Source organism: Vreelandella azerica, from assembly GCF_013112225.1.
Classification (GTDB): domain Bacteria; phylum Pseudomonadota; class Gammaproteobacteria; order Pseudomonadales; family Halomonadaceae; genus Vreelandella; species Vreelandella azerica.
Genome location: NZ_JABFHI010000003.1, coordinates 151,254 through 163,372, shown reverse-complemented (window position 1 = coordinate 163,372; position 12,119 = coordinate 151,254). Strand labels below are relative to the sequence as shown.

Here is a 12,119-nt window from a genome sequence, read left to right as displayed (position 1 = left end):
TAACAAGTGCCTAGAGCGACAGCACCTTGTCACCACGGGCAATCCCGGAAACCCCGGTACGCGCCACTTCCAGAATACCGATCGGCGCCATGGCCTGCAGAAAAGCATCCAGCTTGACGGCATCACCGGTAATCTGAACGGTGTAGAGGTTAGGGGTGACATCCACTACCTGGGCACGGAAGATATCTGCCGTGCGCTTGACCTCATCGCGAGCGGCCCCGATGGCCTTGACCTTGACCAGCATCAGCTCGCGCTCAATGTGATTACCTTCCGTCAGGTCAACCAGCTTCACTACATCAATCAGCTTATTAAGGTGCTTGGTGATCTGCTCGATCACTCTGTCATCACCAATAGTGGTTACCGTCAGGCGTGATAGCGAGGGATCTTCCGTCGGGGCAACGTTAAGCGTTTCAATGTTGAAGTTACGCTGAGAAAACAGACCGACCACACGCGACAGAGCACCCGGTTCGTTCTCCATCAGAATCGAGATGATATGACGCATTAGGTACGCTCCGTTTTAGACAGCAACATGTCACGCATGGAACCCAGCGGAACCTGCATCGGATAAACGTGCTCATGGGGATCGACCTTGACGTCCAGGAACACTAGTTCGTGCTTGTCGGCAAAGGTACGTTCCAGTGCCGCATCCAGCTCATCAAGAGTGTTAACGGTAATGGCGGTAAAGCCATAGGCCTCAATCAGCAGGTGGAAGTCAGGCAGCGATTCCATGTAGGAATTGGCATGGCGGGACTTGTAGTTCAGATCCTGCCACTGGCGAACCATGCCCAGAGATGCGTTGTTGAGGTTAACAATTTTCACCCCGATGCCGTACTGCTTACAGGTCGACAGTTCCTGCATCATCATCTGGAAACTGCCTTCCCCGGTCACACATACCACATCATCGTCCGGGTAGTTCTGCTTGATGCCCATGGCCGCTGGAAAACCGAAGCCCATGGTACCCAGGCCACCTGAGGTAATCAGACGGTTGGGCTTCTCGAACTTGTAATACTGGGCAGCAAACATCTGGTGCTGGCCGACATCCGTGGTCACAAAGGCTTCACCGCGGGTCACTCGGCACAGCGCTTCAACCACTTCCTGCGGTTTGAGCACTTCGCCCGGTTTGGAGGACTCATAAAGTTTGCCTTCACGCTCGGCGCGCCAGCCGTTGATCTGCTGCCACCAGGCACTGACCGCTTCCGGATTGGCAATTTCCTTGCCTTGCACCAGGCTGATCATCTCATTGATCACGCTTGAGGCTGGTCCAACGATAGGCACATCAGCGCGTACCGTCTTGGACACCGAACTGGGGTCCACATCCACATGGATGATCTTGGCCGTTGGGCAGAACTTGGACGTATTATTGGTCACACGATCATCAAAGCGAGCGCCGATAGCAATGATCAGATCAGCGTGGTGCATGGCCATGTTGGATTCATAGGAACCATGCATGCCCAGCCAGCCCAGGCACTGATCGTCACCCTGTGGATAGGCACCAATCCCCATCAGCGTAGTGGTAATCGGGTAGCCCAACTGCTTGACCAGATTGGTCAAACCTTCGCTGGCCTTGCCCGTGACCACACCGCCGCCCGTGTAGAATACCGGGCGCTTGGCCTTGAGTATCATATCGACGGCTTTCTTGATCTGGCCGGTATGGCCACGCGTCACCGGGTTGTAAGAGCGCATCTTGACCTTTTTCGGGTAGACGTACTCATAGCGCTCGGTGGGAGCGGTCATATCCTTGGGGATATCGACAACAACCGGCCCTGGGCGGCCAGTAGCGGCCAAATGGAAGGCCTTTTTCAATACTTCAGGAATTTCCGAAGGGTGCCGGATCGAGAAGCTATGCTTCACGATCGGGCGCGTAACGCCGATGATATCGGTTTCCTGGAAAGCGTCATCACCAATCAGGTGGCTCATGACCTGGCCACATAGCACTACCATGGGAATCGAATCCATGTAGGCGGTGGCAATACCGGTCACGGCGTTGGTAGCACCAGGGCCTGAGGTCACCAGCACTACGCCGGGTTTTCCTGCCGCACGCGCATAACCATCAGCGGCATGGGTTGCCGCTTGTTCATGACGTACCAGAATGTGTTTGACTTTATCCTGACGGAACAGCGCATCATAGATATGCAGCGCTGCTCCTCCGGGATACCCATAAATATATTCAACGCCCTCATCCTGTAAGAAGCGGGCGATCATGTCTGCGCCGGAAAGCAATTCCACTGTGTATCTCCCCTGGAGGTCTCGAGTGCCATCAACAGGCCCATGCCTGCCGTGTCGAGTGCGGCGGTATGCCGCTGCCGGTTACGCCGGCACCTGATGCCAAACCCTGGCAATAAGACCCGGTTAGGGTCTGCACTCTCATCGCAGCAGGTCGCTGCGTCGGGGCATTGGCCAGGTTGAGCGGTTAGCTCAAACCCGGAAGTCCTTCGGCGGGTAAAGGCTAAAGCCTACCCTTCACGCGGGGATTGGGGGTTACCCGTTGATTCCGCGTCCGCAAATCAGGAATCCACAAGATTCTATCAGTGCATCAAGCTGTCAACCTATTAACCTGACTCTTTGTTGACTCTGCGACAAAAGAACCCCTTTGTTATAACTATTTAACAATCACGCTCTCAACAAAAGCACTCCAAAGAAAAACCCCGCCGGGCAATCGCCAGGCGGGGTTAGCGTTATTTACGTTCAGGGTAACACCCTGTGCAAAGTACCGTTTACTCGGCGTTAAACACCAGCGCTCCCTCTTCAGCCGTGACGCGAATCACACTGCCCGGTGCAAACTTGCCCGCCAGCAATGATTGCGCCAGCGGGTTTTCAATCCGGCTCTGGATCGCCCGCTTGAGCGGTCGCGCCCCAAACACCGGGTCAAAGCCAACCACGGCAAGCTGTGCCAGCGCTTCATCGCTGAGTTCCAGACGCAAATCGTGCTCGGCCAGACGCGCCTGCAGACGTTCAAGCTGGATCCCGGCAATCGCCTGAATCTGCGCCTGACCCAGGGCATGGAAGACCACCACTTCGTCAATGCGGTTGATCAACTCCGGGCGGAAATGGTTGCCGACCACTTCCATCACCGCGTTTTTCATTGCTTCGTAGTCACTGTCCTTGTCAGCCGTCACATCGCCACCCATGCGCTGAATGATGTCCGAGCCCATATTAGATGTCATGACGATCACGGTATTGCGGAAATCCACTGTCCGCCCCTGGCCATCGGTCAGACGACCATCTTCCAGCACCTGCAACAGGATGTTGAACACATCCGGGTGAGCTTTTTCGACCTCATCCAGCAGCAATACCGAATAGGGCTTGCGGCGCACGGCTTCGGTCAGGTAACCGCCTTCCTCATAGCCCACATAGCCTGGCGGTGCACCAATCAGGCGAGCCACAGAGTGCTTTTCCATGAACTCGGACATATCGATACGCACCATGGCCTCTTCGGTGTCAAACAGGAAGTTGGCCAAGGATTTGCAAAGCTCTGTCTTACCCACCCCGGTTGGGCCGAGGAACAGGAAGGAACCGTTTGGCCGGTTCGGATCAGACAGCCCCGCCCGGGAACGGCGCACCGCGTTGGCTACGGCTTCTACAGCTTCATCCTGGCCGATGACACGCTCATGCAATGCTTCTTCCATACGCAGCAGTTTATCGCGTTCACCTTCCAGCATCTTGTTGACCGGAATGCCTGTCCAACGCGAGACCACTTCGGCAATTTCTTCCTCGGTGACGTTGGAACGCAGCAGCTGATGGCTGGCGGTATCCGCCGCTTCACCTTCATTGCTTTCGGCAATCTTTTTCTCCAGTTCCGGAATCTTGCCGTATTGGATTTCCGACATCCGGCCCAGATCGCCCTGACGGCGCGCCTGCTCAAGGTCAATGCGTGCCTGCTCAAGCTCGGCCTTGAATTGGGCAGCGCCCTGAATACTGGCTTTTTCCGCCTTCCAGATTTCATCCAGATCGGCGTATTCACGCTCCAGCTCGTGGATGTGCTGATCCAGCGCTTCAAGGCGCTTCTTCGAGGCATCGTCGGTTTCTTTCTTGAGCGCCTCACGCTCCATCTTGAGCTGAATCAGACGACGGTCAAGGCGATCCATTTCTTCCGGCTTGGAGTCCAGCTCCATACGAATCCGCGAAGCCGCTTCATCAATCAGGTCAATGGCCTTATCCGGCAGCTGGCGGTCAGTGATGTAGCGAGTCGAGAGCTTGGCAGCGGCAATGATCGCCGAATCGGTGATATCGACGCCGTGGTGCACTTCGTAACGTTCTTTCAGGCCACGCAGAATCGCCACGGTATCTTCTTCACTGGGTTCATCCACCAGTACTTTCTGGAAGCGGCGTTCCAGGGCAGCGTCTTTTTCAATGTATTTGCGATACTCATCCAGCGTCGTCGCACCTACGCAGTGCAGCTCACCCCGCGCAAGGGCTGGTTTGAGCATGTTACCCGCATCCATGGCACCTTCGGCCTTACCGGCACCCACCATGGTATGCAGCTCATCAATGAACAGGATGACGCGCCCTTCTTCCTGGGAAAGCTCCTTGAGCACCGCCTTCAGGCGCTCTTCAAATTCCCCGCGAAACTTGGCACCGGCCAGCAGTGAGCCCATATCCAGCGAGAGCACGCGCTTGTCTTTGAGACCTTCCGGCACCTCGCCGTTAACAATCCGCTGAGCGAGCCCTTCGACAATCGCCGTCTTGCCCACGCCCGGCTCACCAATCAGCACAGGGTTATTCTTGGTGCGCCGCTGCAACACCTGCACGGTGCGACGAATTTCATCATCGCGGCCAATCACAGGGTCGAGTTTGCCGTCCAGCGCATGCTGGGTCAGATCCAGCGTGTACTTGTTCAGGGCTTCGCGCTGGTCTTCAGCATTAGGGTCGTCAACCGAATCACCGCCGCGGAGCTGGTCAATAGCGGTAGTCAGGCTTTTACGCGTCAGCCCTGCATCTTTCAGCAGTTTGGTCAGCGCCTGATTCATTTCCAGTGCCGCCAGCAGCACCAGTTCAGAGGCAATAAACTGATCGCCCCGCTGCTGGGCTTCACGATCGGTGAGGTTAAACAGCTTGAGCAGTTCACGCGACGGTTGAACCTCACCATCAAACTGGCTGACCTTGGGCAAGTCATCAAGCTGGTGAGTAAGGCCATCGCGCAGGCGGGCAGCATCGCCACCGGCTTTCTGTACCAGCGCCTTCAGGCCAGTATCACGATTGTCCAACATGGTGAACAACAGATGCACAGGCTCCAGCTGATTATGCCCACGCCCTACCGCCAATGACTGTGCATCAGCAATGGCATTTTGTAACTTTGCAGTAAATTTATCGAATCGCATTATATTCCTCCCGGGATGGCGATGCTTTTGGACGCATCGCTTGGCCCTTTTATCTTGACTTGAGAGAGGAAATGGTGCTTGGCAGGGGTGTTTTCAAGTCGCCACGGCAATATTTGTTAACGCAGCCAGATGACACTGGCCATGCGACCGGTGCGTCCTTCATCGCGACGATGGGAGTAAAAGCGTGATTCACAGGCCGTACAGAAGTGCCCACCACTGAAGTTACTCACACCGAGCGCCTCCAATCGCAACCGCGCCAACTTGTAAAGATCCGCCATGCGGTGGCCCATGCGGTAGGGGCTGTGATCAAAGGCCTCTTCTGCTTCGGGCTGTACAGCTACAAAGGCATCGTAGACCTCAGGCCCCACTTCGAACTGGGCCGTGGAAATCGCTGGCCCCAGCCAGACAAGAAGCTCTTCAGCAGGCGTATTCATCGCCGCCACTGTGGCCTCCAACACGCCACCGGCCAGCCCTCGCCACCCGGCATGGGCGATGGCGACCCGGGTACCCGCACGGTCACAGAACATCACCGGCAGGCAGTCAGCGGTGAGCACCACACAGGCATACTCCTGTGTGGCCGCAAGCGCCGCATCCGCTTCCGGCGGTGGCGCCTGAAACGCCTGCTGAACCCGCGCTCCGTGGGTTTGATTCAGCCACAGCAAGGGGCGCTCGTCACCAACTTCCTTTTGAAGCAGACGACGGCAAAGCGCCACATGATCCGGGTTGTCTCCTACATGATCAGCAGGATTGAATGCCGCAAAATCCCCCTGACTTGGCCCCGCCTCACGAGTGGTCACAAAGGCGCCCACGTTGGCAGGCGCCGGCCAGTCCGGAGTGATCAGGGATGGGCGCAGGTCAATGGCATCACTCATGCAGGCTCCTTAACGCATAGTGGCGTGATCTTCACGCAGGTAGTCCAGCAGCATCAGTAAATCATCCGGCAGCGCAGCGCGAAAGCTCATGGTGTCGCCCGTGCGTGGATGAATAAAGCTCAGCTTGCGCGCATGCAGCGCCTGGCGGGGAAATTCGCGCAGAATGTCTTTCAGCGCGTCGGCAGCACCAGGGGGCAGCTTGGGGCGGCCACCATAGAGCGGGTCACCGATCAAAGGGTAGCGGGCATGGGCCATATGCACACGAATCTGATGGGTGCGGCCGGTTTCCAGCTGGCAGCGCACATGGGTATGCGCACGGAAACGCTCCACCACCCGGTAATGGGTTACCGCTGGCTTGCCGGAGGCCGTCACCGCTTGGCGCTTGCGATCCTTGGGATGTCGACCAATAGGAGCATCCACGGTGGCGCCGGAAACCGGTGTACCAATCACCACCGCATCATATTGGCGCGACACCGTACGCGCCTGCAGCTGCTGAACAAGGTTGGCCTGGGCTGGCAGGTTCTTGGCCACCATCATCAGGCCGGTGGTATCTTTATCCAGACGGTGAACAATCCCGGCACGCGGTACCTGGCCAAGCGTCGGCTCATGATGAAGCAGCGCATTCAACAGGGTGCCATCCGGATTGCCTGCCGCTGGATGCACGACCATACCGGCAGGCTTGTTAAGCACTATGACGTCCTCATCTTCAAAGACAATCTCAAGCGGAATATCCTGCGCCACAAAGCGCCCTTCTTCCTCAAGCACGGCACTCAAGCTTAACACTTCTTCACCATGCAGACGGGTTTTAGGCTTTACCTTATGGCCATCAACGGTTAATTCTCCCGCATTGATCCATGCTTTCAAGCGCTCGCGCGAATAATCACTGAACAGCTCAGCGGCCGCTTGGTCTAAACGGCTGCCAGCAAGCGAGGCTGGCACCTGCAAGGAGGCTTCAACAGTGCGGGACATAACGGTTCCTTTCTTATCACCTGCTGCGCATTGCGCTTTACGCCTGCGTTTTCTGCCAAGGTGATTTATAGTGGGGCAACGAAAATCTATTCTACCATGGCCGCTAGCGCTTTTTAGTGTCAACGGCCTGATTGTCACGAGGATAACCATGCGCGTTTTTCTGCCGCTACCCGATTCGCAGCGCTCGCTCTTAGTCTTGCCTTCCTGGCAGGCTGTGCCAGCAACCCTGCAGAAGAAGAAGGTAAATACGATGCGCTCGCGGAACGTGAGCTGTACGAAAGCGCCCGGGATGCACTGGACCGCAATATATTGCCTACCGCGATTGAGCGCCTGGAAGCGCTGGATACCCGCTTCCCGTTCGGCGCCCACGCCGAACAAGCCCAGATCGAGCTGATCTACGCCTATTACGAAAATGGCAACTGGGAAGAAGCCCGCGCGGCCGCCAGCCGCTTTATCCGCTTGCACCCGGATCACCCTGAAGTGGATTACGCCTATTACGTACGTGGGCTATCCGCCTGGCAGGCCGGACGTTTCAGCCTGGAGCGCCTGCGCCTGATTGATATTTCCAAGCGCGATGTGGGCGCCACCCGAGATGCCTACAACGATTCCGTGAACTGATCCAGCGTTTCCCTAATAGCGAATACGCCGCCGATGCCCAGCAGCGAATCGTCTACCTACGCGAACTACTTGCTCGCCACGAACTGCATGTAGCGGACTATTACCTGCGCCGTGGTGCCTATGTGGCCGCCGTTGAACGTGGCCGCTGGGTGGTTGAGAACTATCCGGCCTCCAATGCTTCTGAAGACGCCCTGGCCGCCATGATTGAAGGCTACATGGGCCTGGGCATGGACGACCGTGCCAAGGAAGTGCTCGACGTTTTGCGCGCCAACAACCCGGATCATGCCCAGCTTGACGGCAGCCGCTTCTCACCCAAGCATCTGTGATCTCACCCGTGGGTGATCACCTCGGTTGATGTCAGAAGCAGTGACATCCAGCCATTAAATAAAAAGCGCCCTTTGAACAAGGGCGCTTTTTTCGTTTTCGCTATCTGTATGTTTTTCCTTATCTATAAGGTTTATTCACCCGGCTGCCAGCCGTTGACGATGGGATAGCGACGGTCGCGCCCAAAGCCTCTGGGAGTCACCCTGACGCCAACCGGTGCCTGACGGCGCTTATACTCGCAGCGATCCACCAGTTTGACCACCTTGTAGACATCATCTCGTTCGAAGCCAGCGGCGATAATCGCTTCGGCACTCATATCGCCTTCGATATAGCGCATCAGAATGGCATCCAGGGTGTCGTAATCCGGCAGGGAGTCGCTGTCCTGCTGATCTGGTGCCAACTCAGCGCTGGGTGGGCGTTCGATCACCCGTTCGGGCACGGCCAAAGATTCGCGGTTACGCCAGCGTGCCAGACGATAAACCCAGGTCTTATAGACATCCTTAAGCGCGTTATACCCCCCACCATGTCGCCGTAGAGAGTGGCGTAACCCACGGCCATTTCACTCTTGTTGCCGGTGGTCAGCACCATCAGGCCTTTCTTGTTGGAAATTGCCATCAGCAGCACACCCCGGCAGCGCGATTGCAGGTTTTCCTCGGTGGTGTCCCGCTCAGTGCCCTCAAAGCTTTCGGCCAGAGTGCCCATAAAGGCTTCCACCATGGGCTCAATCGGCATGACCTCATAATGCACACCCAATAACTCAGCCTGTTCGGCGGCATCTTGGCGGGAGATGTCCGCCGTGTAGTGATAAGGCATCATGACCGCTTGAACCCGCTGCGGGCCAAGGGCATCCACGGCAATGGCCAGCGTCAGAGCAGAGTCAATGCCGCCTGACAGGCCGATCACCACGCCTTTGAAACCGCTCTTGTTGACATAATCACGCACCCCAGTCACCAGCGCACAGTAAAGGCTTTCTTCTGCTGTTGAGTCTTCTTCTATCTCGCCGGGTTGTGGCACCCATTGATCGGCGCTTTGCTGAAGAAACTGCACGGGCATCAGGCCAGCCTGCCAATAAGGCGCCAGCACCTTAAGCTGACCACTGGCATCAACACAGCCTGAGCCGCCGTCAAACACCAACTCATCCTGGCCGCCAATGGTGTTGACGTAGACAATCGGGCGCTGCGCCTCAGCTGCACGCTGCTCCAACAAGCGCAGCCGTTCGCCAGGTTTGTCCTGATGGTAAGGTGAGGCATTCAGGGTGATCAGCACCTCAGCGCCCGCCGCACAAGCCGCTTTGACCGGCGTGCCTTCCCATAAGTCCTCACAGATCAAAAGCCCAAGCCTGGCACCCTTGTGCTCGTAGACCAAGGCTTGCTGGCCGGGGGCAAAATAGCGCTGCTCATCAAAGACCTGATAGTTGGGCAGCGCCTGCTTGGCATATTCAGCTTCCCACTGACCGTTATACAGAATGCCTGCCAGATTGTAGCAAACCCCTTCACGTACGCCGGGGTAACCAATAATCACCAGAACATCGCGAGATACTTTTTCGGCCATCACTGCCCGTGCCTCGCGCAGACGCGTTTCCATTGAAGGTCGCAGCAGCAGGTCTTCCGGTGGATAGCCGGACAAAAACAGCTCGGGGAAGACCACGATATCCGCGCCATGTTCTATACGCGCCTCGCGCACGGCTTCAATTGCACGCGCCGCATTACCGGGAATATCGCCTACCAGGGGGTCAAGTTGAGCCATGACCAGCGTTAAGTCTTGCATGGGCGTTTAAATCTCTTGAGAATCGTTAAATCACAGGGGCGCTTATTATGCCTATTGTCACGCAAGCACCACCTTGTGGCAAAGGTAGCGCTAACATTGAGGAGCCACATAGGATGAATCTCTTGATCATTCGCTTAATTATTTTCGCCGTGCTGTTTTTTGCCGGCCTAAAACTTTACGGTATGTACCGACAGTGGAAGCTTGACCGAGAAGCGCTGGAACATAAGCCTGAACGTCGAGAGGGTGGCCAGATGGTGCGCTGTAAATGGTGCGATGTACACGTGCCGGAAGATGAAGCACTACGCGACCAGCAGCATTGGTTCTGCTCCAGCGCTCACCGCGACCGCTTTCTGCAAGAGCAACGCGACCTGAACGCATCAACGCCCCCAAGGATTCATCAGAAGATGACAAGCACTGACACCTGGAAGCGCTGCTAATTTAATGGAAATTCACTTACTTAAGAGATATCTTACAAAAAATGCCGACATCGGCTGATAGCGTAACGACGTCCGCCTTCTAATGTGAAATAAAGCATTGCAAAGTTGCATGCGCTATTTGCCGAGGGTCGCAATATGCAGCCCATTTCACGAGGGTTCACGCTGCTGGAAATGTTGGTTGTGGCCGCCCTGTTCAGCTTGCTGACACTGTTAAGCTTGCCAAGCTTCATGGCTTTTGGTGAACGTAATGCACGAACTGCGGCGGTTAATCACCTGCACAGTACCTTGGCTTATGCTCGCCAACTGGCTATCAGCGAACAGACCCATGTTAGCGTCTGCGCTACCAATCCGGCACGCGACACCTGCCTGAACGATTGGCACGGCGATTTACTGGTGATGATTGGCGATAGGTATCATGCTGTTCGGCAAGAGGATATCGTACGAATTGTACCTGCTTTACCGTCTATCGCGATTAGTTATACCCGAGAAAAGCAGCGCAAAGCAGTAAAGTTTAATCCTATGGGGTTCAGCAAAGGCTATAACGGGCGTTTTCACATCTGTCCCACGGGTGCCGAGACCGGCAGCACCCTGGTACTTAGCCAATATGGCAGGCTGCGCCTGGATGATCAGGCGCATGCCTGCCTTTAGAGGATCATAATTATCGCTATCAACTCAGGCCATCCAGATAGCGCTCAGCATCCAGGGCAGCCATGCAGCCGCTACCCGCTGAGGTGATCGCCTGTCGGTAAATATGATCCATGACGTCACCACAGGCAAATACACCGGGTACGCTGGTCGCCGTGGCATTACCGTCAAGGCCGGAGTTGACCTTGATATAGCCACCATTCATGACCAACTGGCCTTCAAAAATGCCGGTATTTGGGCTATGACCAATCGCAACGAACAGACCCGGCGCATGAATTTCCTTGGTTGAGCCATCTTGGGTGGATTTAACTCGCACGCCGGTAACACCGGTGTTGTCGCCTAACACTTCGTCAACTTCATAGAACCACTCTACGGCCATATTGCCTGACGCTACTTTCTCGAACAGCTTGTCCTGGAGAATTTTTTCGGCACGCAGACTGTCACGACGGTGAACCAGAGTGACCTTAGAGGCAATATTGGAAAGGTACAAAGCTTCTTCTACTGCTGTATTCCCTCCGCCGACAACGACAACCTCCTGATTACGGTAGAAAAAGCCATCACAGGTTGCGCACGCAGAAACCCCTTGCCCCATGAATTTCTGCTCCGACTCAAGGCCCAAATAACGGGCGCTGGCGCCTGTGGCGATAATCAGCGCATCACAGGTATATACACCATTGTCGCCCTTGAGCGTAAACGGCTTTTCACCTAGTGTGACCTCATGAATATGGTCAAACAATACCTCGGTATTAAAACGCTCGGCGTGCTGTTTCATCCGTTCCATCAGCTCAGGCCCTTGCACACCTTCAGCATCACCCGGCCAGTTATCAACATCCGTGGTCGTCGTCAGCTGACCACCCGCCTGCATCCCGGTAATCAAAAGCGGTTTGAGGTTAGCACGCGCCGCATAAACGGCGGCTGTGTATCCTGCCGGGCCAGAGCCAAGAATAATCAAGCGTTCATGACGCGTTTGCATACAGTTACCTTTTAGTTTCAACAGTTATCTTGCTAGGAATGAGATGGGCAGTCTGCCTGAGACATATCTGATCGCCAACGGTTGTGAAGCAAAATCCACATGAAATAACCAGACGTCTCTTGAAAGCGCTGGATGACATCCTCACAACTGACTTGCATCTATGCTATTAATGTAAGGACATGATGTTTTGAGTACG

General features: G+C 55.6%; 8 protein-coding genes and 2 pseudogenes. 3 read left to right on the top strand and 7 right to left on the bottom strand.

The features are described from left to right. Positions 1-10 precede the first annotated feature (10 nt). The 5 genes from ilvN to rluD all read right to left on the bottom strand — a co-directional run bounded on the left by ilvN (position 11) and on the right by rluD (position 7,159). Entirely contained in the window at positions 11-502 is a 492-nt protein-coding gene (gene ilvN, locus HLB35_RS08665) for an acetolactate synthase small subunit (protein ID WP_171702289.1), read from the bottom strand. Then, positions 502-2,226, bottom strand: a complete 1,725-nt coding sequence (locus tag HLB35_RS08660; RefSeq protein WP_171702288.1) for an acetolactate synthase 3 large subunit — start codon at positions 2,224-2,226, stop codon at positions 502-504. Before HLB35_RS08660 ends, ilvN begins: the two co-directional genes overlap by 1 nt. 488 nt (positions 2,227-2,714) lie before the next feature. Continuing rightward, entirely contained in the window at positions 2,715-5,318 is a 2,604-nt protein-coding gene (gene clpB / locus HLB35_RS08655) for an ATP-dependent chaperone ClpB (RefSeq protein ID WP_171702287.1), read from the bottom strand. A 116-nt stretch (positions 5,319-5,434) separates the two neighbouring features. Further along, positions 5,435-6,190, bottom strand: coding sequence for a peptidoglycan editing factor PgeF (pgeF, locus tag HLB35_RS08650; RefSeq protein WP_171702286.1), 756 nt, complete (start codon positions 6,188-6,190; stop codon positions 5,435-5,437). Between the two features lie 9 nt (positions 6,191-6,199). Then, complete coding sequence (rluD, locus tag HLB35_RS08645) at positions 6,200-7,159, bottom strand: 23S rRNA pseudouridine(1911/1915/1917) synthase RluD (protein WP_171702285.1); 960 nt, start codon at positions 7,157-7,159, stop codon at positions 6,200-6,202. Positions 7,160-7,363: 204 nt separating this feature from the next. Here rluD and HLB35_RS08640 point away from each other — a divergent pair. Then, positions 7,364-8,103, top strand: a pseudogene (locus tag HLB35_RS08640) (outer membrane protein assembly factor BamD). Between the two features lie 131 nt (positions 8,104-8,234). On the opposite strand, the pseudogene HLB35_RS08635 reads toward HLB35_RS08640, so the two are convergent. Next, a pseudogene (locus tag HLB35_RS08635) lies at positions 8,235-9,868 on the bottom strand (NAD+ synthase). Between the two features lie 113 nt (positions 9,869-9,981). Here HLB35_RS08635 and HLB35_RS08630 point away from each other — a divergent pair. Further along, a complete protein-coding gene (locus tag HLB35_RS08630) occupies positions 9,982-10,305 on the top strand; it encodes a PP0621 family protein (protein WP_171702284.1) in 324 nt (107 codons plus the stop codon). Positions 10,306-10,440: 135 nt separating this feature from the next. Further along, a complete protein-coding gene (locus HLB35_RS08625; RefSeq protein WP_171702477.1) occupies positions 10,441-10,953 on the top strand; it encodes a GspH/FimT family pseudopilin in 513 nt (170 codons plus the stop codon). 19 nt (positions 10,954-10,972) lie between these two features. On the opposite strand, the gene trxB is transcribed toward HLB35_RS08625, so the two are convergent. Further along, positions 10,973-11,923 (bottom strand): thioredoxin-disulfide reductase, encoded by a 951-nt coding sequence (gene trxB / locus HLB35_RS08620; RefSeq protein ID WP_171702283.1) that lies wholly within the window; start codon positions 11,921-11,923, stop codon positions 10,973-10,975. Positions 11,924-12,119: the final 196 nt, after the last annotated feature.

Bases quoted from the DNA above. Each gene is read 5' to 3' on its own strand.
- trxB (WP_171702283.1), bottom strand. From the start codon at position 11,923: ATGCAAACGCGTCATGAACGCTTGATTATTCTTGGCTCTGGCCCGGCA.
- HLB35_RS08625 (WP_171702477.1), top strand. From the start codon at position 10,441: ATGCAGCCCATTTCACGAGGGTTCACGCTGCTGGAAATGTTGGTTGTG.
- pgeF (WP_171702286.1), bottom strand. From the start codon at position 6,190: ATGAGTGATGCCATTGACCTGCGCCCATCCCTGATCACTCCGGACTGG.
- clpB (WP_171702287.1), bottom strand. From the start codon at position 5,318: ATGCGATTCGATAAATTTACTGCAAAGTTACAAAATGCCATTGCTGAT.
- ilvN (WP_171702289.1), bottom strand. From the start codon at position 502: ATGCGTCATATCATCTCGATTCTGATGGAGAACGAACCGGGTGCTCTG.
- HLB35_RS08630 (WP_171702284.1), top strand. From the start codon at position 9,982: ATGAATCTCTTGATCATTCGCTTAATTATTTTCGCCGTGCTGTTTTTT.
- rluD (WP_171702285.1), bottom strand. From the start codon at position 7,159: ATGTCCCGCACTGTTGAAGCCTCCTTGCAGGTGCCAGCCTCGCTTGCT.